Origin of the sequence: uncultured Phocaeicola sp. (assembly GCF_948499155.1) — a bacterium.
GTDB lineage: Bacteria > Bacteroidota > Bacteroidia > Bacteroidales > Bacteroidaceae > Phocaeicola > Phocaeicola faecalis.
This window is the reverse complement of record NZ_CAOOSE010000029.1, coordinates 24,356-49,278: the sequence shown is the minus strand read 5'-3', so window position 1 is coordinate 49,278 and position 24,923 is coordinate 24,356. Positions and strand designations below refer to the sequence as shown.

General features: G+C 38.5%; 21 protein-coding genes and 1 pseudogene. 13 read left to right on the top strand and 9 right to left on the bottom strand.

Features of this window, described 5'->3' with window-relative positions; genetic code table 11:
* The 5 genes from QYT14_RS16105 to QYT14_RS18910 form a co-directional block, all read left to right on the top strand.
* The coding region (locus QYT14_RS16105; RefSeq protein ID WP_288325956.1) for a hypothetical protein at positions 1–2,469 on the top strand (2,469 nt) is incomplete at its 5' end.
* A gap of 272 nt (positions 2,470–2,741) precedes the next feature.
* A complete protein-coding gene (locus QYT14_RS16100; protein ID WP_288325957.1) occupies positions 2,742–3,713 on the top strand; it encodes a hypothetical protein in 972 nt (323 codons plus the stop codon).
* Between the two features lie 14 nt (positions 3,714–3,727).
* On the top strand, positions 3,728–4,726 hold the full coding sequence (locus QYT14_RS16095; protein WP_288325958.1) for a hypothetical protein: 999 nt from the start codon (positions 3,728–3,730) through the stop codon (positions 4,724–4,726).
* Positions 4,727–4,896: 170 nt separating this feature from the next.
* A complete protein-coding gene (locus QYT14_RS16090) occupies positions 4,897–5,301 on the top strand; it encodes a hypothetical protein (RefSeq protein ID WP_288325960.1) in 405 nt (134 codons plus the stop codon).
* Positions 5,289–5,621: a hypothetical protein gene (locus QYT14_RS18910; protein ID WP_347280237.1), complete on the top strand. Its 333-nt coding sequence runs from the start codon at positions 5,289–5,291 to the stop codon at positions 5,619–5,621. The genes QYT14_RS16090 and QYT14_RS18910 overlap by 13 nt, the downstream gene beginning before the upstream one ends.
* Positions 5,622–5,699: 78 nt before the next feature.
* On the opposite strand, the gene QYT14_RS16075 is transcribed toward QYT14_RS18910, so the two are convergent.
* From QYT14_RS16075 to QYT14_RS16050, 6 genes and pseudogenes are all read right to left on the bottom strand, one after another.
* Complete coding sequence (locus QYT14_RS16075) at positions 5,700–6,833, bottom strand: 6-bladed beta-propeller (protein ID WP_289307137.1); 1,134 nt, start codon at positions 6,831–6,833, stop codon at positions 5,700–5,702.
* A gap of 30 nt (positions 6,834–6,863) precedes the next feature.
* Positions 6,864–7,871 carry a carboxypeptidase-like regulatory domain-containing protein gene (locus QYT14_RS16070; RefSeq protein ID WP_288325964.1) on the bottom strand — a complete coding sequence of 336 codons (1,008 nt, stop codon included), beginning with the start codon at positions 7,869–7,871 and terminating at the stop codon, positions 6,864–6,866.
* Positions 7,872–7,996: 125 nt separating this feature from the next.
* Positions 7,997–8,380, bottom strand: coding sequence for a BlaI/MecI/CopY family transcriptional regulator (locus QYT14_RS16065; protein ID WP_288325965.1), 384 nt, complete (start codon positions 8,378–8,380; stop codon positions 7,997–7,999).
* Positions 8,381–8,485: 105 nt separating this feature from the next.
* Positions 8,486–8,596 (bottom strand): annotated as a pseudogene (locus QYT14_RS16060) (GNAT family N-acetyltransferase); the annotation flags it as partial.
* 98 nt (positions 8,597–8,694) lie between these two features.
* Positions 8,695–10,047 (bottom strand): sigma-54 dependent transcriptional regulator, encoded by a 1,353-nt coding sequence (locus tag QYT14_RS16055; RefSeq protein WP_288325966.1) that lies wholly within the window; start codon positions 10,045–10,047, stop codon positions 8,695–8,697.
* Complete coding sequence (locus QYT14_RS16050; protein WP_288325967.1) at positions 10,044–11,282, bottom strand: ATP-binding protein; 1,239 nt, start codon at positions 11,280–11,282, stop codon at positions 10,044–10,046. Before QYT14_RS16050 ends, QYT14_RS16055 begins: the two co-directional genes overlap by 4 nt.
* 264 nt (positions 11,283–11,546) lie before the next feature.
* Between QYT14_RS16050 and QYT14_RS16045 the strand changes: the two genes are divergently transcribed.
* From QYT14_RS16045 to QYT14_RS16025, 5 genes are all read left to right on the top strand, one after another.
* Positions 11,547–13,856, top strand: coding sequence for an outer membrane beta-barrel family protein (locus QYT14_RS16045; protein WP_288325968.1), 2,310 nt, complete (start codon positions 11,547–11,549; stop codon positions 13,854–13,856).
* Between the two features lie 209 nt (positions 13,857–14,065).
* Positions 14,066–14,779: an ABC transporter ATP-binding protein gene (locus QYT14_RS16040; protein ID WP_288325969.1), complete on the top strand. Its 714-nt coding sequence runs from the start codon at positions 14,066–14,068 to the stop codon at positions 14,777–14,779.
* Positions 14,776–16,389: an ABC transporter permease subunit gene (locus tag QYT14_RS16035; protein WP_288325970.1), complete on the top strand. Its 1,614-nt coding sequence runs from the start codon at positions 14,776–14,778 to the stop codon at positions 16,387–16,389. Before QYT14_RS16040 ends, QYT14_RS16035 begins: the two co-directional genes overlap by 4 nt.
* Entirely contained in the window at positions 16,376–17,785 is a 1,410-nt protein-coding gene (locus QYT14_RS16030) for an ABC transporter permease (protein ID WP_288325971.1), read from the top strand. Before QYT14_RS16035 ends, QYT14_RS16030 begins: the two co-directional genes overlap by 14 nt.
* Positions 17,782–18,372 carry a non-canonical purine NTP diphosphatase gene (locus QYT14_RS16025; protein ID WP_288325973.1) on the top strand — a complete coding sequence of 197 codons (591 nt, stop codon included), beginning with the start codon at positions 17,782–17,784 and terminating at the stop codon, positions 18,370–18,372. Before QYT14_RS16030 ends, QYT14_RS16025 begins: the two co-directional genes overlap by 4 nt.
* A 155-nt stretch (positions 18,373–18,527) precedes the next feature.
* On the opposite strand, the gene QYT14_RS16020 is transcribed toward QYT14_RS16025, so the two are convergent.
* Both QYT14_RS16020 and nadA read right to left on the bottom strand, forming a co-directional pair.
* Entirely contained in the window at positions 18,528–19,229 is a 702-nt protein-coding gene (locus tag QYT14_RS16020; RefSeq protein WP_288325975.1) for a hypothetical protein, read from the bottom strand.
* Positions 19,230–19,330: 101 nt separating this feature from the next.
* Entirely contained in the window at positions 19,331–20,323 is a 993-nt protein-coding gene (gene nadA / locus QYT14_RS16015; protein WP_288325976.1) for a quinolinate synthase NadA, read from the bottom strand.
* Positions 20,324–20,780: 457 nt separating this feature from the next.
* Between nadA and QYT14_RS16010 the strand changes: the two genes are divergently transcribed.
* Entirely contained in the window at positions 20,781–21,323 is a 543-nt protein-coding gene (locus QYT14_RS16010; RefSeq protein WP_237040268.1) for an RNA methyltransferase, read from the top strand.
* Positions 21,324–21,351: 28 nt separating this feature from the next.
* Here QYT14_RS16010 and QYT14_RS16005 read toward each other — a convergent pair whose 3' ends face one another.
* Positions 21,352–21,858 (bottom strand): DUF4294 domain-containing protein, encoded by a 507-nt coding sequence (locus QYT14_RS16005; protein WP_005945093.1) that lies wholly within the window; start codon positions 21,856–21,858, stop codon positions 21,352–21,354.
* 162 nt (positions 21,859–22,020) lie between these two features.
* Here QYT14_RS16005 and QYT14_RS16000 point away from each other — a divergent pair, with 162 nt between their 5' ends.
* Together QYT14_RS16000 and QYT14_RS15995 are read left to right on the top strand one after the other, a co-directional pair.
* Positions 22,021–24,093, top strand: coding sequence for a helix-hairpin-helix domain-containing protein (locus QYT14_RS16000; RefSeq protein ID WP_288326002.1), 2,073 nt, complete (start codon positions 22,021–22,023; stop codon positions 24,091–24,093).
* A 45-nt stretch (positions 24,094–24,138) separates the two neighbouring features.
* The gene (locus QYT14_RS15995; RefSeq protein WP_237040267.1) at positions 24,139–24,915 is read left to right on the top strand and encodes a radical SAM protein; all 777 of its coding nucleotides are present in this window, start codon (positions 24,139–24,141) and stop codon (positions 24,913–24,915) included.
* Positions 24,916–24,923 lie beyond the last annotated feature (8 nt).

The window sequence follows — 24,923 nt, the reverse complement described above, 5'->3', positions numbered from 1 at the left end:
GAAACAGGTGCATTCCAGGATGTTACTTTGCCCGCTACTTCTGACTCATTCGTAGTAGAAGCTCTGGCTCCTATCGTTAATGTTAAATTCCAAACTGCAAAGTGGCAACCTGCTGCAAAGAATACTACAGAAAAAGCAAAGAAGGCATATAAGGCATTGACTGAGAAATTCACTGACCTTACCGGTATTGCTGCAAATGCTACAGTAAAACAAGGTGGCGAATTGCCGATATTGGTAAATCCCGCAAATGTAGAATTGACAGATAAGTTTGATTTCTCTTTGCAACTGGCTAAAGGAAAAGTTCTTGATATTGCATTGTCTAACCCTGTCAAAGGTATTGCAGACGACTGGAAAGTAAAAAATGGTGTTATGTCTAGAGCCGCTAAAACGGAAGATTGCTTGTGGACATTGGACGTAGAACCTGCATACGATGAAAAGGATAAAAAATATGCAACTACTGAGAGTGAAGAAGCATCTCTAGTTATAGAAAATGAAAAGGGTACAGTTGTCAAGACTGCTTTTGCATATAATGTTTCTGCAAACGAAGTGAAAGCTGACGTTACTGTACAAGCTGGAACTGTAACTTATGCTCCTACTATTGATTTGACAGCTGTTGATGCTAAGACTGAGAAAGCCGGTATCATCTATGCAAATGAATACAAAGGTAAGGCTATTGTAAAACTTCGTGACCAGTTGAATATTGAACAATATGGTTTGTCTTTGGACGGAAATGTATTGACTATTGCCAATATGCCCGCCAATGTATCTAGTATTACTGTTAAATTGAATGTTATAGCACTTGGTCTGAATGGTTCAGCTATTGATCAGGATATTGATGTAACTGTTAATCAGGATATTCAAGTAGCCGGTGGTTTGGAAGACAAGAATGTAACATTATCTACTGAAAAAGTTGGTGCAGCTTATACACAGAATATCCTTTGGAATGTCGCTGACTTCCAGTTTACTACTGCAACTCAGAAAAATGCATTCTTCAAAGCTGCTAAGACTATGCAGGTTTATCTGTTGGATGAAAATGGTGAAAAGCCTGAAACAGCAACATATACTTATTCTACTAAGGACAGTAATCTTAATCAGTATAAGAGTGACGGCAAAGCAACAGCTACATCATACAGTGACTTTGCTAAGTTTGGCTTTAGCTTGGATGCTGCAACATATATACCTGGAACTTATGCAATTGAATTTGAAGCAAAAGATGGTGCTACAACTATTGTGAAGTCTGAAGCTACCATGATTGTTTCTAATCCGAAAGCAGAAGACATCTTCAAGTTAGTACCTGACTTTACTACAGCCGGTGTATTGCAGGTTATCGGTGACTATGCAAGCGTACCTAATAAGGTAGTTTACAATCTGGGAGACGGTATCTTGGTTCCTGATTTCGCTGATAACACTTCAGTAACTTATATCGACTTGGATCACAAAGCTTGGGTAGATGCTATGGGTGCTAATACTGAAATGGGTGCAGAAGACTGGATTACTAATAACCAGTTGAATGTATACCAGAATGCTTGGAAGGGTGCTAATACTCCTGATAACCAATATATGCTGAACAAGGACCGCAATATCCGCGCTACTTATAAATTGTATGGCAATGCTGAAAACACTATTAACTATGACTTCAAGGTTATCGTTAAGAGTTCAGTTTATACAAAAGACGGTTCTAACGTAACTGTAAAAGCTATTACCGGTAACTTCGGTAAAACAGTTGATATGACTTCTAATATCTCTGCTGTTTATGCTTTGGGTATCAACAAGGGTAAGGCTCTGACATTATTCGGAAACGCAGGCGGTTCTACTCAGAAAGACGTTACTGACTATAACGCTCCTGAGAAAGATGCTGCCGGAAAGTATGTAGTGGATGCTAATGCTACTCCTATCGAAATTGCGAAGGCTGACTTGATCAAGTTCGGTATGACTGTTGATGCTTATACCGCATTGAAAGACGAGAAGTTCTTCTTGACTGTTGCAAACAATGATGTAACAGTAGGAAGCGAGACCAGCACTTTGATGGGCTGGGAAACTATCATGACTGAGGTTAACAAGTATTATACTTATAACAACGGAGTATGGGGTGACAAGTCAGGTTTGACAGCAGACGAGAAAGCTGCAAGAGACGCCAGTGCTGAAGTTGCTTTGTTCAAAGCTTATAATGCTAAGTTAGCATACGCTACCAAGAAAGAAACAGTAACAACTGATGAAAAGAAAGCTTCAGATGAAATCAAGTCTGTAGAATTTGCATGGGACGATGCTAAATTGGCTGATAAATTTGTATCAAGTGTAGCTACTGACGGTGCTATTGCTGATGGTAAGTTTACAGCTAAAGCAGAAAGTGACATCAAAGCATCTGATTTGGTTAATGGTAAAGCTGAACTGAAAGTAAACATGAAGGTTACAGATAAGTGGGGTATGGTAATGACCAAGACTTATACTGTCACTCTGACAAAAAAATAATCAACCTATAAAGTAAAAGCTCGCTTCCCCTTCGTGAGAAGCAGCTTCTACCCAAAGTAGAAATTATAAACTCTTTCAAGCGGGGAAAGAAAACACTTCCTATCAACGGAGTGGTTCTTTCCCCGCTTTCTTATATATTACTGATTATAAATGCTTTCATACTAAAAAAGATAGTATATCTATTTAAATATCTCAGCAAAGAAATGGAATGCTTAACTATTCTTTTGTAAGCATGAAATAGGTATTTAATCAAGAAAAGACGAGTGAAAAACATGAAACAATTAAATAAAAAACGCATACTGGTTAAAATACTGGAAGAACTATCGACGGAGATGAGATTTGAAGTACAATTCCTATCAGAAGATTGGATTACTATAATAAAGAGGCAAAATAAAGTTGGCTACATTTATGGATATGAATGGGGAATCAATTCATCAACAGCCCAATTGCTAGCCAAAGATAAAGAAGCAACTTATGAAATACTATCACGCAACCATATCAATGCAATAGAACATAAATTATTTTTCAATTACAATTGGCAAGCCAAATATATAGGACAGAAGGGATGCTGGGCTGAAATAATGAAATATGTTCAGAAGTGCCAATCAGACGGTAATTATAGGATAGTATGTAAGCCCAATAAAGGTACCGGAGGTAATGATGTCAGTCGAATATCCAATCAATGGGAGCTGGAAAGTACAGTCCAGAAAATGTTTAGCAAATATCATGATCTTTGCTTGTGCCCTTTTTATAATATAGAAAATGAATATAGGGTTATATTTCTAAACGGAAAGAGTTTATTGTTATATGCAAAAGAAAGGCCTTATATTGTAGGTAATGGTAAAGATACTTTAGCAACTTTGGTAATTGCAAAGTATAAAGAACAAGGACTTTCATATTTAAATGATTTGCTTGAAAAACTTGAACTAATTGTACCGAAAGGCGAGAAAGTTGTCATGTCATGGAAACATAATTTAGGTAACGGAGCGAATGCAATAATAATAGAAGATGAATCTTTGAAAGCTAAATTGGCAGAGTTTGTGAAATTAGCCGCTGATGCACTAGACATAAAATTTGCATCTATTGATATTGTGGTATCCAATGGAACATATTATATTATGGAAGTGAACTCAGGAATAATGATTGAAAACTTTGCAGCGCAACAGCCGAATGGTAGATATAATTATTATGAGATAACAAAAGATATTTATAGATTGGCGGTAACAACATTGCTTGAACAATAAAAATAACCTTAAGTATGGACAATGAAGATATAGCTCACCTTATAGCAAGATTAGCTCCTCAGATAGGAGCTAGTATCATTATGGAGCCTGTATATCAAAGGTTTGGAATGATTATTTTTCAGAATGGCAAACGTGTATTCTTTAAACACAACCAACTTAATATCAATATGGCAAATACAGTTGCTGTTACTACTAATAAATTTGAAACCAATAATTTCTTATCACAATTAGGTTATAACGTACCCATCGGTAAGAGTTTTTCTAACCATCCATATGATGAAAAGTATGGCCGCGGAATAAAAGATGGATGTTTATATGCACAAGAATTAGGTTTTCCTGTCATTTTGAAACCCAATAATAAAAGTCAAGGAACTTTAGTCTGTAAAGTTAGCAATGTGAAGGAATTCTATGATATAGCTACAAAAATTGTAAAAAAGAGAAAAGACTTTTTATTGGTAGAAAAGTTTTATTCTAATTATGCGGATTACAGAATAGTTGTATTGGATGGACGTGTTCTTTCAGCCTATCAGCGTATTCCTTTGACTGTTACAGGTGATGGAAAGAAAAACATTTTAGAGTTATTGAAAGAAAAGCAGAAGCATTTTAAAGAAATAGGAAGACCTGTTAAAGAAATTGATTTAAATGATTTTAGAATGATAAACCATTTAAAAAATGAAGGCAAAGACTTGAATTATGTTCCATCGGAAAAAGAAAATGTGGTGCTTTTAGATAATGCAAACTTATCTTCGGGTGGTACTGCTTTAGAATTGACAGATGAAATGGCAGAAGAGTATCGTAAGTTAGCTATTTCTATAGCCCATGACATGAATTTAGAATTATGTGGCATTGACATCTTAACTCCAACAATTAAAAAGTGGTGCAAAAATTATATAGTTCTGGAAATCAATAGTGCACCCGGATTAGATAATTATGCCTTCATTGGTGATAAACAGAAAAAATATGTAGACTCAATCTATTTGCAAATTCTGAGATATATTGAATCTCGAAACTAAAAAATCATAGTCGCTCCTAATTGAAGGGAATATACCAGCCTAAGGTTCTAGGATTGTATAACCTTTCCCGAAATATCCTTGGACATGAAGCATGTAAACGTCTCTGCGATTCTATATTGCCGTTCTTTTTTTAGTTCTCATATCTTTGCAATGTATAAAAACGAAGCATTATGGATTTAAAAGAAAACAGATTTGGAAGCACTTGGAAACGTTTCCTTGAAGTATTAAAAGTAGACTACCATTGTTCTTTAGCGGATGTCTGCCGCGAGCGGCATACGACTTTCGGAGGTATGAGTTCGTGGATGTCCAGACATGGCTATAGCGTCAAACAAGCCAGGGAAGATGTGGTCCGTGATTATTATGGGGGCGTTGAACCCTCCCTGCAGAGAACTTCCTCTCCCGGGTTCACTCAAATATCACCCTCCATGTTGCCGGAAGAGGAGTTTGGCCTTGCCGGGGTCACAATCACCTTTAATAGCGGGAGCACCGTTTCAATCAAACGGGCCACACTCGGGGGTGTCATTAAAATGTTGCGTGATTACAAAAGAAAGGAGGGGGATTTATGTATTCTCTGACATCAGCCAACCGGTACTATCTGTACCAGGGCTTTGTCCGTATGAGCCTCGGAATTGACGGTTTATTCAAAATTATACGCTCGCAAATGAAGGGCCTGTCTCTCATTTCCGAAGATATCTTTTTGTTCTTCGGCAGCCATAAGGGGGCCGAACGGGGCACCATACTCTACACGATAGCACTCACTTGCAGGATGCATAAAGTGAATCTGTTTGACTATCTCACCGATGTGATAAACAGAACTGCCGGATGGCAACCGAACACACCACTTGAAAAATATAGGGAACTGCTTCCCGACAGATGGAGAAAGGCTGATGAGTGAAAAAGAAAACTCATCAGCCTTTTTTGGATGGCACACAGAATCGCGGAGACACTTACGATATTGCAATAAATATTACTACTATTTATTGTCTTTCTTAGGTTTCAAAGTCACCACAATGACGACTGGATTGTCGTCCTCTTTTATATTTTTCAACAACCCATCCAATTCCTTTTTCCTCTCAGGCAAAAGACCGGTTGAATGACGCTTTTCTTTATCTTGCAGGAGTCCACCGACATAATAGACCATCAGTAAATGATTGTCATCACTTGTCCATGCAGGATGGATATCATAGCCACCGGCCAGATTGTCTTTAATAGTAACATTAGTAAAGGTTTTCTTCTCTTTATCATATATTCCCAAACGAGAAATATTCTTCATTCCATAACTGACAAACAAATATTGATTTGTTTCCTTAGCCCAATAGACCGATAAGAACTGAAATCTTTTCTTTGGATCAACTTCATCAGCCGATACGTCAATATCTTTACCGGAACAATCGAATTTATAAGCTAACTGACGTTTTTTAGGTGAGATAATCTTAAATATCACATTCTCCAATGCCGGTTTATAGAACAAACTATTATCATAATTATACATGAAGTCACGGGAAGTCAAAATCATACCGTATTTTTTGTTCTCCTCTAAATGGCCGCGCCACTTACTTACTGTTTTGCCACTCTGACTGTCGACCATATATAACTGTATCGGATTCGCCTTGTCAGCATAATAAATGTCATTACTATACAAAATATGATTCTCGTCGAACAATCCGGCTGCTCCCATATTTAATTGGGGTGTAGGAATACTCTTCACAAACTTTCCATCAAATCCATAACAAGTCAAGGTAGTCCAGTTCTGAACATATAATAACTTGTTTTTCCAATCGCCAAAAGCAAATAAGCCCTGCAAATATTCTTCCGGGCCCTGACCTTTATTTCCAATTTTATTGAGAAACTTTCCATTCTTATCAAAATGGAAAATGCCACTTGTAATAATATCTTCACCTGTATACTGCATGATGTAGAACTCATTATTCATTAGACAATCATCGGTCGTCTCCAAAGGCACATACCTGATATCCGAAGCCAACTCGCTTAGCATTATCTCTTTAGGAGATTCACTGATGGCTTTTGCCAAATTAATAATCACAGGTTTTTGAGCTGAAACCGACAAAGCACAACACAAGCATAAGAAAGAAAACAGATACTTCATATTCATTTTATATTAGATTAATAATGTCCTTCATTTTAATTCCGCTATCGATTGTAAAAGCACGTCAATCATTAGCTCACCATTTTCTACTGCATAATCGGATACACATACTTTTTGTTTTTCATAACCGGCTGCCGAAATATAAACCGTATCCCTTTTTCCAACCGACAACTGATAGTTGCCATTGATATCACTAATCGTTCCAAATGATTTTTGAGGAACAAATACAGAGGCAGCCACTATTTCCTGTCCAGTTTCATCCGTAATCTTTCCTATTACCGTCACCTGCTGAAAATCTGTAGCCTCTGCACTCGATACCGGAACTGCAAATATCCAGACATACAGCAATAATAAAGGAACAAGAGCTACTGTCCAACATTTTTGTATGCCGTGAGAAGAAGGCTTTTTCAACATGGAAAGACGCATTAATCGGGTAGAATATGCAAACGGATTAACCAAACTTTTCATGGTTCCATATAACCAATATCGGGTAAGTGTCTCCTTATAAACATCCATTCCCGCCACATTCCCGGCATTACTATCCGCCAAAAACTCATGGTTTTCCACCAAGTCACGTTTATACAGCCAAGCAGTAGGGTTGAACCACTGTATGATACAAAAAATATCTCCCAACAATAAATCAACGCAATGCCATTGGCGAATATGAGTCTCTTCGTGTGTAAGAATTACATTTTTATCCGCTTCTTTCATCCCTTGTGGAAGCACTATATAACGAAGGAAAGAGAAAGAAGATTGAACCATCGGTGTCTCTATCGAAACAATACCGCAAAAAACTTCTTTCGAACCGTTGCGAATACATCGGAACAACCGGAAAACAGTCCACATACGAGATAACAAAAGTACAATAAGTCCCGAAATATAAATGAGACAGCCTATCTGACTGAAATTGACAGATTCATTGACTTTCATTTCTATACTGATGATATTGCCAATCCGAAAAGCCGTTTCCGGCAAATCAGTCTCACTGACCGTTGGCACAGCATAATATAGAGGGACAAAAGGCAGTGCTAAAGCCATAAGCATTCCCGCTAAAAGATATACCCGATTAAATCTGAAAAAGGTATTTCCACGCAATGCCCAATGATATAAACTATAAAAAAGGGTGGTCAGCAAACAAATTTTTAAGAGTAACATCCACATAATTACTCCTTCCCTTTTTCATTTTCCAATTTCCGTCTGGTTTCTTCCAACAGCACATCCAACTCTTCTGCCGTCATATTACTTTCTTTGGCAAAAAAAGAAGCCAAGGATGAAAAGGAGTTATCAAAATAACGGCTGATAAAGCCAAAAAGCTGTTTGCGAGAGTACTCTTCTTTTTTAACCAAAGGATAATAAATGTAACCGCGCCCTGTACCCGGTTTATGACTGACCGCCCCTTTGTTTTCAAGAATACGAATAATAGTGGATACGGTAGTGCGTGAAGGTTTTCCTGCGTCATTCATACACGAAAGTATATCCTGTACGGTAGCTTCCTCCAACTTCCATAAATAATGCAATATTTGTTCTTCTGCCTTTGTTAGTTCCATAACTTATTAGATTGATAAGTACGAACTAAATATATGACTAAATTTTTAGTCATTATCATTTAAAGGCGAAAAAGAACCATTAATTAACTATATTTATAAGTTTGTTTAGAGTGTCATTACATATAAGACATGTTTGCATAGCGGACGGTCGTACTTTACCAACGGATGATTGAACTCCTTCACAAAACGCATCCCTATTTTTTGCATTACCCGTTCATCATTGTTTATTCACACAAAAAAATGGAATATCGTCTTCTTTTCAATCGCGCAATACCAAGCAGGGTGTTTCTATATAAATTATATTATCAATTCTATTATAATCCGTATTTTTTCATTTTGTTGAATAAAGTCTTCCGGCTAATATTCAAAGCCTCAGCCGTAAGTGTACGGTTTCCGGCAAACTTTCTTAATGTCTCTTGTATCAACTCCTTTTCTACTTGGGCATTCACTTCACGGATATCATTATTATCACCTAAAGATAAAGGGATATCATTTTGCTCATACCCTTTGATACGCACAGGAAGCTGCTGCACATCAATCGTTCCCTCCAGACTAAGAATCATGGCACTCTGAATGGCATTTTCCAAATCACGGATATTTCCCGGCCAGTCATAAATACAAAGTTTATCCATCGCTGCCGGAGTAATACTTTTCACTGACAGATTTAATGCCTCATTGTGCTTGCAGATAAAGAAATCAGTCAATAAAGGAATATCTTCTTTACGTTCCCTCAGGGGTGGAAGTTCTAATGTAAATACATTCAGCCGATACAACAAATCCAGCCGGAAATTGCCTTGTTTCACTTCTTCTTCCAAATTACGATTGGTAGCGGCTACAATACGCACATTAACCGGAATTTGTTTTGTTCCCCCGATACGAGTCACTTTCCTCTCTTCCAGTACACGAAGAAGTTTCACTTGCGCATCCATCGGCAATTCACCAATCTCATCCAGAAAAAGTGTTCCTCCTTCTGCTTGTTCAAAGATACCCGGCTGGGCTTCTTTAGCATCGGTAAAAGCCCCTTTTTCGTGTCCGAACAATTCATTTTCTATCAAAGAAAGAGGAATAGCACCACAGTTGATTGCTATAAAAGGCCTTTCACTCCGTTTGCTGCGTACATGCACCGCACGGGCAATTAACTCTTTTCCGGTTCCGCTTTCTCCATGAATAAACACGGTAGCTTCAGTCCTTGCCACGCGGTTTACTTGTTCCATTACCATTCGGAGTCCGCCTTCGCTACCGATAATCGGACGTTCTCCCTCTCCCAAACGCTTCTTTAATTGATGAATCTCTCCTTTCAGACGACTGTGTTCCACAGCACGCTTCACTTTCAACAGCAAATCATCATTATCAAAAGGTTTTTCTATAAAATCATACGCTCCTTTTTTTACAGCATCCACCGCCAACGAAATAGTGCCGAAAGCTGTTACCAACATCATAACCTGATTAGGACGCATGAGTCGTATTTTATCCAAGGCTTCCGTTCCATTCATTATCGGCATTTGCTGGTCCAGAAGAATTACATCAGGATTAAACAAAGTAGCTTCGGCAACAGCCTCTTTACCGTTCTCTACCGACTTGACTTCATATCCTTCCTGCGATAATAAAAGAGTTATTATCTTCCGTATACGCGGTTCATCATCCGCTATCAATACCTTTCCTTTCATATATGTTGGGGGAGTTTAATCGTAAAACAAGTTCCTTTTCCAAGAGTACTACGGACTTCCAGCTCTCCCTTATGTCGGTTGATAATACCGTAACAGATGGCAAGTCCCAGTCCTGTTCCTTCTTCTTTGGTAGTGAAGAAGGGATTGAATACATTCTCAATATTTTCCCCATCAATTCCTTTTCCCGTATCCTCAAATGAAATCAACAGATAACGACTGCGGACATCAATCAGGGCACCTTCTTCCATACTTATATATAAAGTTCGGGGATGGGAGTCGTCATTTTCCTTCATTGCTTCCACCGCATTCAGAATAATATTCAGACATACCTGTTTTAGTTGCTCCGCATCTCCCATAATGGTAGTCTGTTCGGTGAAATATTCAAATTCCACTTCTATCTGCTGCTTTCTCAACGTGTTGTTAACAAGTAACAAAGTCTGGTTAATAAGCTGTTCCAGGTTGACTTCCATAGAATTTAACTCAGATGGACGAGCAAAAGAAAGCAAACCTTGCACAATCTTGTTAATACGTTCTGTTTCATTCAATAACTCATGCATCATCTGCCCTTTTTCACTCTCAACATCAAAGTCATTACTCAAATATTGAATAGTGCTGCGGATAGAAGTAAGCGGATTTTTTATTTCGTGGGCTGCCCCGGCCGCCAGTTCTCCCAATACAGCCAAACGGTCTGTGCGATACATCCGTTTCAAGCGATCTCGTTGAATTTCATAAAGCGAGGCATGTTCAATGGCAAAAGCAGCCTGTCCCAACAATAAAGAAAGTAATTCCAGCTCTTTCTTATCAAATTCTTTTCCATTCATTTTTTTCCCCATTACCAGAATACCACTAATTCGGTTCATTACATTCAATGGATAGACTAACTCCGCATTCAGCCGGGCCAGCAATTTTCGCTCCTCCTCAGAAAAATAGGAGAGGAGAGAGGAACTTTTCGAAACAATCAACGGACGTTCATTCACAGCCAACCAGTTCACCAATTTTCCTCTTCCCATAAAATAGGAAACATTCTTGTCTTCCAATCCCTGCATTTTATATTTCTCCGTATTCTCATCAGGAAGAAAAAGAAAAATACCCTGCACAGGAGTTATTTGATTAACCTTCGACAAAAAGTTACTGATTAATAACTGTTTATCAACAATCAGCATGAGCGAACGGTTGAACTCCGACAAAAGTTGTTTTAATTCAACAGAATGAGTGGTAGGAAAAAGATGAAACATAATAGGTTCTATTTATACTCACAAAGATATTGTTTTAAAATAAAAAATGATATAAAATGAGTAACTATTTACTCACAATTGGGTAATCATTTTCTCAAATTCAATATACTCTCCATTAGCTTTTCATAGTAACCGTTTGATTATCAATACATCTTCCATTTTGGCATGGGAATTGTATTTTATATAGTAAATAGAAAAGAAATAAAGAATCATTGGGTAATTTGTTACCCACCCGACAGGAATAACCAATAATATCAATAAAATATGAAAGCGATAAAATTACTTCTAGCTTTGCTGCTGACAGGAATAACCGCCGCACAAGCACAAACCATTACCGGGAAATTAATAGACGAAACCAATGTGCCGTTGGAATATGCCAACATTATATTGTTAAACCCGACTGATTCCAGCTTTGTACAGGGAACTATCACTAATACTGACGGAGATTTCATATTAGACAAGGTGAACGGAAAAACTTATATTCTGAAAGCTTCCTCCGTAGGATATAAAACAATCTATAAGAAGTGTCAATCGGGAAATATCGGTACCCTAACTCTGAAATCCGATGCAATTCTGTTGCAAGAAGCTGTAGTTACTGCCCGCCGTCCTACTTATAAAATGAAAGGAAACGCACTTGTCACCAATGTTTCCAATTCCTTGCTAAGTACTGCCGGAACAGCTAATGACGTACTGGGCCATATCCCTTTTGTACAAGGTGACAATGGCCAATTCACCGTCTTTGGAAAAGGTACTCCATTGATTTATCTGAACGGACGTCAACTCCGTGACCTCAGCGAACTGGAACGTTTGAGTTCTAAAGACATACAAAGCGTAGAAGTCATCACCAACCCGGGAGCCGAATATGATGTAACTGTAAAATCAGTCATTAAAATTAAAACAGTGAAACCTAAAGGCGAGGGCTTCAGTACGAACATCAATGCCAGTGTCATCCAAGACCACAACTTCAATCACTCTGAACAACTGAACATGAATTACCGTCACGGAGGATTGGATTTGTTTGCCAATATCTACTATTCGCGTATGGGTAACTATCAGGAACAAAGAGACAAGCATTATATAGAAGTAGATACCATTTGGCAGCATCAATCTGAAATGGACATGAATGCCAAAAGCCATTATATCAACACCGAGGGCGGATTCAACTATATGGTAAACAGCAACCATTCTCTAGGGGCACGATATACTTTCAACCGTTCGCCTAAAAGCAATCTAAAAATGACTTCCGATTACGAAATCATAGCTGACGGCTCATTCTATGATAAACAACATTATGATTACGATTGGAATAACAATGATTTTTCTCACCGTATCAACACTTATTATCTGGGCAACATCGGAAAGCTAGGAATTAACTTCAACGCCGATTATTATAGTGGAGAAACACGCCAATATCAAAATGTGCTGGAAATCAGTGAAGAATACGAAGACCGCCACGTCACTGCCAGTAACCTGAATGACAACCGCCTATATGCCGCTAAACTTGTCCTTACACACCCCATCGGGAAAGGAGAACTGAAAGCCGGAGCTGAATACAGTCATACACGTCGTCTGAACCGTTATGAAAACCCGCAGAATTACCTGCCCGAAACAGATAATGAAATCAAAGAAGACAAGGTGGCGGGATTCGCTGAATTTGCTATCGCTTTGGGCAAACTGCAAGCATCAGCAGGATTCCGTTTTGAACATGTCACTTCCGAATACTTGAACAAAGGGAAACGCATAGAGGAACAAAGCCGGGACTATGACAACTTGTTCCCGAATATTTCTTTTGCCCTGCCTGTAGGAGAAACACAGCTCTCATTAAGTTATACAGCCAAGACACGCCGTCCGTCTTATAACGAGCTAAGCAGTAATTTGCAATACGATGACCGTTTTACCTACGAAGGGGGTAACCCTAATTTGAAACCCGAAACCATCCACGACCTTACGTTGATGGGCAGTTACCAGTGGATACAGCTTTTTGTCAGCTACCAGCAACGCCGTGACGCCATAGAATTTGTGGCCGAATCCTATGACAAAAACCCTGCCATCACCCTGTTTACCCGTGAGAATTTCGACAAGATAGAAGCATTGAACACAGGATTGGTACTTTCTCCCAAATTCGGTATTTGGGAACCTTCTCTCAGCCTGCAAATGCAGCAGCAGTTTTTCAAGAACATGACAATGGGAAACTTGAAACATTTCAACCGTCCTATTTTCAATAGCCGATTGGATAACTATTTCCGATTCAGCAAGACATTTACAGGAAACCTGACCCTGTTCTATAGAAGTAAAGGCAACTCAAGCATTATGCTGATGAAACCCAATCAAGGAGTAAACGTCAGTTTGAACAAAACCTTTATGAATGACCGTATGAGCGTAAACCTGCGTGTAAACGATATTTTTGCCTCACAACGCAGTTCCTACATTATCTATGGTGACTGTATGCAGTTCGACAAATGGAATTACAGCGATACACGGAATATACGGCTCACGGTGAGCTACAAATTTAATTCCACTCGCAGCAAATACCGAGGAACAGGAGCAGCCAATGAGGAGTTGAACCGTCTGTAAAAACACTCTTACTACAACTCATTTTAGATGCGAATTATACGGATTTCATAGAAAGTATAAAGAGAAATTCGTGTAATCCGCACCTGAAAAAGAAAGCACAACAAAAGTTCTAGAATAAGTTGCTACCACAAAACGATAACAAAAAAAGAAAAAAAATAGGAGAAGAAACAATTCCTCCTTATCTTTGAATCATTCAATATAGACACAATATGTTGCAAGCCATTGATTTAACCAAAAGATATGATGACGGAAGTCTGGCACTCGATGCATTAAACCTCCAAATAGAAGAAGGAGAAATCTTTTTCCTGCTGGGAGCAAACGGAGCCGGAAAAACAACTACCCTCAATCTGTTCCTCAACTTTATCCGTCCCACCTCAGGACAAGCCTTGATAGACGGAAGAGACAGTGTGAGACAATCATTAGAAGCGAAACGGTTCATCTCCTATATTTCTGAAAACGTAATGCTTTATGAAGACTTGTCAGCACGGGAAAATCTGGAATTCTTTGCCCGCCTTAACGGAAAGAATCCCCCAAAGGAGACCTATTATAACTTAATGAGAAGCGTAGGTCTAAAAGAGACAGATTTTGAAAAGCGCGTGAAATACTTCTCAAAAGGAATGCGCCAAAAAGTAGGACTGGCCTGCGTGCTTCAAAAAGACACACCGAATATTCTGATGGATGAACCCACTACCGGATTGGACCCCAAAAGTGCTGCCGAACTGATGGATACATTGCTTCTATTGAAACAAAAAGGAAAATCAATTTTGCTATGCACCCATGACTTGTTCCGCGCCCGCATGATAGCCGACCGTATCGGTATTATGAAAGAAGGACGTATGGTAATGTTACGCCCTCGCGAAGAATTTATACATGAGGATATTGAACGCATTTATTTGGATTATATGCAGGAGGTTCCACTATGAACATGATTCACTCTATCGCACTGAAAGATTTCAAGCAGCATCTACGTTCTTCACGTTTCTTTCTGACCCTGCTGCTCTGTCTGCTTTTTCTACCTTTTACCCTACTGACAGGAACAGATTATTATTGTGCCCGGCAAACAGTGTGCGAACAAAGACAAGCCACAGCCGACAGTGCATTGAATAATGCTTATGTATGGTCACAAGTACGTCCGCTGGTTATCAAACAAACCGAACCACTCAGTATCTTTTGTCAGGGAGTGACTCCCAATATGGGAATCTATAATCAAATATTATTAAACACTTATCCATTGCTGCCTTACGCATACAGTGGTAAAGAACAATCTATAATAGGATATAAACAAGCAGAAATACAAGGAGATACAGGAGGAAATGAAAATATTTTTCTAAATACCTTCTCGTATACCGACTTCACCGGCATGATAGGACTTGTATTCTCTCTGCTGGCACTCGTATTTTCATACGATGCTTTTTCACATGAAAAAGAAATAGGCATGCTACGGATGATATTCAGCCATCCTGTAAAGCGGTTAACTTTTCTTTTTGGAAAAATAGGAGGAATATGTTTCGTTTTGATTCCACCGGTCTTATTATGTTATGCCATAAGTGCCGGTTATCTGATTTATGCCGGAATCTCTTTACCGGGAACCGTCTGGAATGGAATATTACTGCTTTCCATACTGACATTAGGTTTCATTTTTGTATGCATACTTATAGGAATACTTATCTCTTTGCTCGCCTCTACCTCCGAACAGGCATTAACCGTCAGCCTCCTGCTTTGGATAGGTATGGTATTCGTTCTTCCCCCCGTATCAAGTTATTTGGCGGAAACCATGGCACCCATTCCTTTGTACCGGAATATAGAAGCAAAAATGAAATCGCTGGATGATGAACGCTATGAGAAATTAAAAGAAATAAGGAGAAAGATTGCAAAAGAAGAAAAAGTAAAGACTGAAATGACGCTCTTCAATAACATGGGAGAAGACGGATTTATGGACAAATGGGGCATTACTATTCCATTTGCTCATGCCATACGCCGCATCCATGCAGAAAGCGAACCAATAAGGCTCGATTATGCCGACCAAAAATGGATATTACAAAAAGACTATCTGAATAAACTGGAACGACAAATCCGCCTACGCTATTGGTTTTCCTGCTTCTCCCCCTTACAGATCTTCCAGGAAACAGCACAACATATATGCCGTACTTCACCTGAAAACTACTTGTCCTATATGGATGAAGTGCGAAGTTACAGACAAACTGTATGGAATTATTTCATAGAAAATAAATTATTCAGTTCTTATTCCTATTTTACCACACAAAATGAAGAAGACTTTATGACTGAACAAAGAATGGACGAAGTTTGCCGGGAATATGATAGTTTGGGTGAAGAAGGAAAAATAAATTTCCTTCAAAATATAGAAAACCGCCCCAAACTGGATACACAAGAATTACCACGATTCATACAACAAACGGCAAGTATCCGTGAACAGATAAAAGAGTGTCTGAATGCATTTTTCTTTTTCAGCATAACAAGTTTAATATTAATCTATACAACGATAAAAATTGCTGTCCGTTATGATATCCGATAAACTGATGACACTAACCATATTGCTAAAACAAGAATGGAAGAAGAATAGACGCAGCCTGAGATTCCGTTTATCCTGGATATTAATGCTATGCATATTTATCTGTGGAACTACTGCCTTTGTCCGTCAATGGCAAAATACAGAAAGTGAATACGAGCAATACCGGAAAGTAAATTATAACGAGTATCATGGATGGACGGTTACTACCTATGCCGTTATTACACAGGAATATTTGCTACAACCACGGCTTTCCTCACTGATAGACCCTTGTTCTGAACAACAATTACCTTCCATCTTTACCTATAATGCATTTGGAATACATAATTTCCACACCGCATTCTCGGTCAAGAATCCGTTGATGCAATCCAATGTTTCTTTCAGTTGGTCGTTCGTTGTCACCACCTTACTTACTTTTATTATTTTATTATTCTCTTTCAATGCGTTTTCGGGGGAGAAGGAGACTCATACCTTGGGATTCCTGCTTACCTATCCTGTTTCACGCCCCCTGCTATTGTTATCAAAATATATATGTATAATGATGCAGACCGGCATTATATTGCTATCGGGCATTGGGATAGGAATCTTGATTCTGATTCTGGCAGGCATTGAAATGAATATACACTTCCTGATTTTATGCGGTGGATTTTTTCTGTCTTCCTTATTATTACTTTCGTTGTTCGCCGCTTTCGGATTATTTGCTTCCACCATTAGCAGTCATCCCCGGAATAGTTTATTATTCTGTATCATTTTCTGGCTGTTGTGCGTCATTATCATCCCCAGCAGCCAGTTGCCTATGGCACGTTATCTGTTCCCTCTTCCCACTACAATGGAAGAAGTGCAACAAGATTATCAACAGCAGCAACGACAGATTATAGACCATGCTCCGGCTTCTGCACTGGGAAACCGAGAAGATGAACCATTCTATCCTCCACACGAAATGCGTGCCGATATAATGCGTCGCATGTTGAAGGTCAAACTGGATAAACTCAATGAATTTTATCAAGCGGGAGAGCAACAATATGAGCGAACAAATCAATTATCAATGTGTTCACCCATCATTGTCTTCAACCGACTGAATGAATACTGGCTAGACAGTGGCTACATCCGCTTCCGGAAAAACCAAAAGGCTTTAAGTGATTTTTGCACTCATTTTATGCAATGGTTTGAAGAAGAAGATGCCAAAGACCCCCAAAGCCCGCACTGGCTTAACCCACAAGAGCGATACAGCAGTACACAACGTATACTCACGGAAACGGACTATCCTGTCTATAAAGAACCCGAAGTAAACATAACAAATAGACTGCTATCTTCCTTGCCGGCTATATTTATTCTGTCAGGAATCACCTTATTTTGGTTCATTCTCAGTATCTTTGCATTCAATAAATACGATGTAAGATGAAACGAAAATTAGTATTTGCTACAAACAATGCTCATAAACTGGATGAAATATCCGCTATTCTAGGAGAGAAAGTAGAATTATTGAGCTTAAAAGATATCCATTGCGATGTTGATATCCCCGAAACAGCCGATACCCTGGAAGGTAATGCGATGTTGAAAGCTGAGTATATTTATGAACACTACGGTTTAGACTGTTTTGCCGACGATACGGGTCTGGAAGTAGAGGCACTAAATGGAGAACCGGGTGTTTACTCTGCCCGTTATGCAGGAGGAGAAGGACATAATGCGGAAGCCAATATGCAGAAATTATTGCAAAATATGCAGGGAGTACAAAATAGGAAAGCGCAATTCCGTACAGTTATTTGTTTAATAATGGATGGAAAGAAGCATTTATTCGAAGGTATTGTAAAAGGTGAGATTATCAAAGAAAAACGCGGTGGTTCCGGTTTCGGATACGATCCTATCTTTATGCCTCAAGGATATGAGCAAACGTTTGCCGAACTGGGAAACGAGACGAAGAATAAAATCAGTCATCGCGCATTGGCGGTGGAGAAGCTTTGCCGGTTTCTTGCACTCTTCACAGTGTAAGTATAAATATGAGGGTGTTTTTAAACTTCCCTTTTATCGAAATCACCCTCGTCACAGACAGTTGTAGCGAGAGTGATTTTTAGTTTATGAGCGTTTCGACACACCCTCTATAGTTCTATAACTTGTTTGCTTCTCTTTCAATTCCTACCTGATAATCATTCATATTTCTCTATAGCTTTTATAGTATTATCTATATCAGTTATAAGATAATCAAAGGATTCAAGGTTTATCAAATTGGGAATCTGAAACAACAAATCAAGTCCTTCATCAGTAGCCAATAAACGACTCCATAACTGGTCAGCGGAAAGTTTTTGAACATATAAACGCTTTACTTCCGGCTTGGTATCCAACCAGTCATTCCGTTCTTTTTTTAGATTTTGATAAGTGGCATATAGCGCATCAACCGCTTTTATAGAAGCATAAGCCTGGATAATACTCAACCCCAATTGTTTATTCTTTATTTGAGGAAAAAGTGCCGAACTTTTCATCAGTTCCAATGCATCAGTAGTAAAAGTAATAAATGAAGTTTGAAAAGGCATATTAAAATAATAACTCAACGAATCTTTCGATACAAATGAAAGACTATCCTTATTTTTCAATAAAAAATGAGCAGCACGTATTTCTTGTTCTATTCTTTTCTTTCCGTCTAATATAGTTTCTCTATTAGTCTCTAATTCCGCTTTTACTAACTGAAGCGCACTTTTCACATCACGTTGCGTATTCCGGTTTTCTATCCAGTCACTTCCCATAAAGGTAAGGATGATGCCAAGCATTACAGCCGTAAAATTGCATACGAAATCTCCCATTCTACGATTCCTAAAAAGGAGTGTTATTCTTTTCCACAGTATTATTTTCATTTTATAATTCTTTTACTTCCCATAAAAAAATAATTTTGGCGGAATAATGATTCCCTAAGAACACATTCTTCCGCCAAAATATTCTATTCACCTTTACTATTTTATAATCCCAGCTTTTCCGAGATTTCCAGCATCTTCTTGATAGGCTTCACCGCTTCCCGGGCTACTGCTTCGTCCACTGTCACTTCCGGCCATTCATACTTTAATGTATTGTATAGCTTTTCCATAGTGTTCAAACGCATGAAATTACATTCATTGCAAGCACAGGTGCTGTCTTCGGGCGGAGCGGGAATAAAGTTCTTTTCAGGGCATTGTTTACGCATCTCGTGCAGGATACCACTTTCAGTAGCAACAATAAAATCCTTTTTGTCACTGGCAATAGCATACTTCAACAAGCCTGCCGTAGAACCGACTTTATCAGCTAGCTTCGCAACAGCTCCTTTACATTCGGGATGTACCAGAATAGCCGCATCGGGATATTGCTTTTTCAATGCTACAATCTTCTCAACAGAGAATTGTTCATGCACATGACAGGCACCGTCCCATAACAGCATATTACGTCCTGTAATCGAATTTATATAGTTTCCCAAGTTACGGTCGGGACCAAAGATAATCTTCTCGTCTGCCGGAAAACTTTCCACTATCTGCTTGGCATTGGTAGAAGTCACCACCACATCAGTCACAGCCTTTACAGCAGCCGTTGTATTAACGTATGAAATTACAGTATAATCCGGATGTGCTTTAACAAACGCTGCAAAAGCATCGGCAGGACAACTGTCGGCCAACGAACAGCCTGCATTTAAATCAGGTACAAGCACTTTCTTATTCGGACAAAGAATTTTAGCTGTTTCCCCCATAAAGTGCACACCGCACATCACGATGATGTCAGCATCTGTTTTGGCTGCCCATTGTGCCAATGCCAGACTATCACCTACAAAGTCGGCAATATCCTGTATTTCACCCGACTGGTAGTAATGTCCCAGAATAAGCGCATTCTTCTCTTTACGCAACTTATTTATCTCTGCTTTCAAATCTAAGGTCTTGTCCACCGGTTCGGCAGCATACCCTTTTTTCAACCATTCCTCTTTATTCATTATTTCTATGTTTTTTCTTTCTTCTCTTAAAAAAAGAATTTATAGTGATGATAATTGTCGGTTAATAGTGTTAGTAAAAAGTAGACTGCTTTTCTTGCCTGAGAAGTTATTCATTCATAATGCAAAGATATGAATAAGTAATCAACGGGCTTAAACTCTGATAATACAGTCTTTACCTTTTCTATTAACAAACTGTTGATAATATGCAAAGTTAAAAACTTTATGATTATGAACGCCTAAAATAGTGATTAAATTGTGTTGATATTGGCGGTTTAAATTCTCGGATTCTTTTTTGGATTGTTGATTTCTGTCATTTGATATATCTTTTATTGAAATATGCAAGAAATACTTTTGAAATGATATGCCCATTCTTTCTACATGTTTTCAACCGTTATCAACAGGGTTATGTGAATTAGTTATTATCTTTGCAATACATATTAATAGCATATACACAAAGATGAGAAAATTGAAAATAACGGAGCTTAACCGTCTTACAGTAGATGAATTTAAACAGGCAAATAAGTTACCGTTGGTAGTGATATTGGATGAAGTACGCAGTTTGCATAATATAGGTTCTGTATTCCGCACGTCGGATGCTTTTCTTGTAGAGCGTATTTATTTATGTGGCATTACCGCCACTCCTCCCCATCCTGAAATGCATAAAACGGCATTAGGGGCCGAAGATACCGTTGACTGGAAGTATGTGAAGCATACATTGGAAGCAGTAGAAGAACTTCATAATGAAGGATATACGGTGTTGGCTATCGAGCAAGTGGAAGGAAGTACCATGCTTGACGAGCTTGAACTGGAGCCGGATAAAAAGTATGCCATTGTGATGGGAAATGAAGTGAAAGGTGTTCAACAAGAAGTGGTGAATGCTTGTGACGGTTGCATTGAGATTCCTCAGTACGGCACAAAACATTCGCTGAATGTATCCGTAACTACAGGCATTGTGCTTTGGGAGTTTGCAAATAAATTGATTAAGTTTAGAAAAGAGTAACTATAAAAGAATGAGGAACTAACCGGATTTATATTTGTCCGTTTTCCACCAATAATACCACCCGTTCCGTCAGTTTATCTTCCGCCTCGGGATGATATTCTTTTTTCAGACTTGCGCCGAATAATGCGGCAAAAGTCTGATAAAACCCTGCTTTAAAGGGACCCATGAAAGCTTTTACCAATTCATAGGAAGAAGAGTCGGTTTCACGGTTTACCAACTTTATCAACAGTTTGCCCTGTGCAAAAGTTAATTTCTTCATGACGGGAGTATATTGTTCTTTCAGTCCTTTTTCAACGAGTTTCAGATGTTTCTCTCTGGCTTTTTTGTCGGGGAGCGTTTCCAGATACTCGTAGGTTTCGATAATGGCACGGTTGATGGCACGAGCCAAAGGCAAAGTCTTCTTTACATTCCTTACCAGGCGGTAATATTCCCGTCTTTCTTTTTCATTTTTAAATTTTAATGGCTTGAATACGTATACATTGGGCAGCCGTAATGAAGGAATGGTATCTCCTTTGTATACACATACAGGTACCATATATCCGTTTATAGTAGTCGTCGATTGCTGGGAATAGGCAGCAATGGCTATAAAGGAAAGAAATAAAGCTATATAGAGTTTCCTTTTCATTGTCTATGCAAAAGTAGTAAGAAATGCGGTTACTCTTGCTTTGAATAAAACTATTTAACTTAAAACACACCAATAAATTACAAAATGAACAGATTGTTGAAATCTATGTTAATTGCTTGTATTACAATAGCCTTATCGGTGAATAACCTATCAGCACAAGAAGTTTGGGAAGAATTGGCCGAGCAATTAATTGGTGAAGAGGAAGGAGAAGTCTTTCAGTGGGAGAATAATTTTGAAGAATTGTCAGAGTTAAAAGAAAATCCTATCAATATCAATACGGCAACAAAAGAGCAATTGGAGAAGTTTCCTTTTCTGTCTGATCGGATAGTCGAAAATATCTTGTATTATCTTTATAAGAACGGACCGATGCTCAGTGAGAATGAATTGTGGATGATTGAAGATATTAACAGACAGACTATTCGTTGTTTACAACCGTTTATCTACTTTAAACAGCCTGAAAAAGAGGAATATAAGCCTACTTTAAAACAGGTGTTGAAATATGGAAAACAAGAGTTATCAACACGTGTGGATATTCCTTTTTATATTAAATCAGGTTATAAATTCCATACTAAAGAAGAATTGAAGAAGAACCCGAACAAACAATACTTAGGGTATGGTTATTATCACAGTTTGAGATATAGTTTTCACTATCGGGACAAAATATACTTGGGACTTACGGCAGAGAAGGATGCCGGTGAACCTTTCTTTGCCGGGCAGAACCAAAAGGGATATGATTTTTATTCACCTTACCTGTTAATTCATAACATTGGAAAAATCAAGGCATTAGCTATCGGTAATTATCGTTTAAGCTATGGTTATGGACTGGTTATGAACACTGATTTCGGCATGGGAAAAACAGCTACACTTTCTACATTGGGAAATAAAAGCCGCGGTATTCGCAAACATTCTTCTGCTGACGAATACAATTACTTTCAGGGAATGGCAATTAGTTATAAATTGTCGAAAAGGTGGACGGTAGATGCTTTTTATTCTTATCGAAAGATGGATGGAATTGTGAATAACCGGTTTATAACTTCGCTGAAAAAGGATGGATACCATCGTTTATATAGAGAATTTGAAAAGAAGAATATGGTAACTAATCAATTGATTGGTAGTAATTTAAATTATAATGGGAAGTATTGTGAATTGGGATTAACAACGGTTTATAATGTTTTCAACAAGCCGTTAAATCCTGACTTAAAACCTTATAACAGATTCTATCCTCGTGGCAAAGACTTTTATAATGTGGGAGGAAACTATAAAATCTTTTGGAAACAATTCTCTCTTTTAGGCGAAACTGCCATTGATAAAAACGGTACTGTTGCCACTATGAATATGTTGAGTTATTCACCGAATGGAGGAACACAGTTAATAGTTATGAACAGATATTATGATGCGAAATATCAAAGTATTTATGGCCGTTCTATAGGAGAGGGCAATGGTGTGCAAAATGAAAGTGGATTTTATATTGGATTGGAAACGAAGTTATTACGATATATAAGGATGAGTTGTTATGGAGACTTTTTTTATTTTCCATGGAAGAAGTATTTAGTTAGCGAACCGGGAACCAAAGGTTTTGACGGATTGGTTCAGCTAAGTTATTCACCTACTTATCAACTGGAAATGTTCATAAGATATCGCTATAAAAACAAGAAAAAAGATTTCACAGCAGAGGATAAAATCAGGCAAACAATTCCTTATATACAACAGAAATGCCGTTATCAGTTAAATTATGCACTGAAGGATAAACTGCTGTTGAAAACAATAGCGGATTATGCCCGGGTAAACTATAGGGGGCAGTCGGCTTCCAACGGATTTCTGTTTTCACAAAGTGCCGGTTATAAATTCACCTCCATTCCTTTGCAGTTTGACGTAAGTGGTTCTTGGTTTAACACAGATGATTATGAATCACGATTGACGATTTATGAAAAGAATGTGCTTTATGCTTTTTCTATGCCTTCATTCTATTATGAAGGTACACGATGGGCGGTAAATGCCCGCTATGAACTGAATAAACACATCATGATTCAGGCAAAGTATGGGATGACGCATTATTTAAATCGGGATGTTATCGGTTCGGCTTTGGAGGCAATTGACGGAAGTACGAAAAGTGACCTTTATTTGCAGTTGAGGCTTAAGTTCTGAAAAACATTATGTATTTTTGCACTGTTATCAACAGAAACAACAACTATGTCAACAGTCATTTATCCTTCTCCTATATTCGGTCCGGTGCATAGCCGTCGTTTGGGAGTTTCTTTGGGAATCAATCTTCTTCCCGAAGATGGTAAGCTTTGTTCTTTCGATTGTATTTATTGCGAGTGCGGTTTTAATAAAGACCATCGTCCGAAGAAAAAATTACCTACCCGTGAACAGGTTCGTGAAGCTTTGGAAGCTCGTTTGCTTGATATGCGGCAAAACGGTCCCCAACCGGATGTCCTGACTTTTGCCGGCAATGGTGAACCTACTGCCCATCCTGAGTTTGCCGGAATTATAGACGATACATTGTCATTGCGTGATAAATACTTTCCGCAGGCGAAGGTAAGCGTGTTGACCAACTCCACTTTCATTCATAAACCGGATGTTTTTGATGCACTGAACAAGATAGATAATAATATCATGAAGCTGGACACGGTGAATGCTGATTATATCAAAGAAGTGGATCGTCCGGTAGGACATTATGATGTGCAGAAAATCATAGAAGGGATGAAAGCGTTCAAAGGCAATCTGATTATTCAAACCATGTTTCTGAAAGGTACATACCAAGGACAGGATGTGAATAATACGACAGACAACTATGTATTGCCTTGGCTGGACACAGTAAAAGAAATAGCTCCCCGCCAAGTGATGATTTATACTATTGACCGCGAAACACCCGATCATGATTTGGAAAAAGCGACCCACGAGGAGCTGGACAGAATTGCAGAATTGATAAAGGCAGCAGGCATTCCGGTGTCGGTTTCGTATTGAAACTGAAA

Coding starts and splice junctions, on each gene's coding strand:
- QYT14_RS16100 (WP_288325957.1), top strand. CDS start 2,742: ATGAAACAATTAAATAAAAAACGCATACTGGTTAAAATACTGGAAGAA.
- QYT14_RS16095 (WP_288325958.1), top strand. CDS start 3,728: ATGGACAATGAAGATATAGCTCACCTTATAGCAAGATTAGCTCCTCAG.
- QYT14_RS16090 (WP_288325960.1), top strand. CDS start 4,897: ATGGATTTAAAAGAAAACAGATTTGGAAGCACTTGGAAACGTTTCCTT.
- QYT14_RS18910 (WP_347280237.1), top strand. CDS start 5,289: ATGTATTCTCTGACATCAGCCAACCGGTACTATCTGTACCAGGGCTTT.
- QYT14_RS16075 (WP_289307137.1), bottom strand. CDS start 6,833: ATGAAGTATCTGTTTTCTTTCTTATGCTTGTGTTGTGCTTTGTCGGTT.
- QYT14_RS16070 (WP_288325964.1), bottom strand. CDS start 7,871: ATGGCTTTAGCACTGCCTTTTGTCCCTCTATATTATGCTGTGCCAACG.
- QYT14_RS16065 (WP_288325965.1), bottom strand. CDS start 8,380: ATGGAACTAACAAAGGCAGAAGAACAAATATTGCATTATTTATGGAAG.
- QYT14_RS16055 (WP_288325966.1), bottom strand. CDS start 10,047: ATGAAAGGAAAGGTATTGATAGCGGATGATGAACCGCGTATACGGAAG.
- QYT14_RS16050 (WP_288325967.1), bottom strand. CDS start 11,282: ATGTTTCATCTTTTTCCTACCACTCATTCTGTTGAATTAAAACAACTT.
- QYT14_RS16045 (WP_288325968.1), top strand. CDS start 11,547: ATGAAAGCGATAAAATTACTTCTAGCTTTGCTGCTGACAGGAATAACC.
- QYT14_RS16040 (WP_288325969.1), top strand. CDS start 14,066: ATGTTGCAAGCCATTGATTTAACCAAAAGATATGATGACGGAAGTCTG.
- QYT14_RS16035 (WP_288325970.1), top strand. CDS start 14,776: ATGAACATGATTCACTCTATCGCACTGAAAGATTTCAAGCAGCATCTA.
- QYT14_RS16030 (WP_288325971.1), top strand. CDS start 16,376: ATGATATCCGATAAACTGATGACACTAACCATATTGCTAAAACAAGAA.
- QYT14_RS16025 (WP_288325973.1), top strand. CDS start 17,782: ATGAAACGAAAATTAGTATTTGCTACAAACAATGCTCATAAACTGGAT.
- QYT14_RS16020 (WP_288325975.1), bottom strand. CDS start 19,229: ATGAAAATAATACTGTGGAAAAGAATAACACTCCTTTTTAGGAATCGT.
- nadA (WP_288325976.1), bottom strand. CDS start 20,323: ATGAATAAAGAGGAATGGTTGAAAAAAGGGTATGCTGCCGAACCGGTG.
- QYT14_RS16010 (WP_237040268.1), top strand. CDS start 20,781: ATGAGAAAATTGAAAATAACGGAGCTTAACCGTCTTACAGTAGATGAA.
- QYT14_RS16005 (WP_005945093.1), bottom strand. CDS start 21,858: ATGGTACCTGTATGTGTATACAAAGGAGATACCATTCCTTCATTACGG.
- QYT14_RS15995 (WP_237040267.1), top strand. CDS start 24,139: ATGTCAACAGTCATTTATCCTTCTCCTATATTCGGTCCGGTGCATAGC.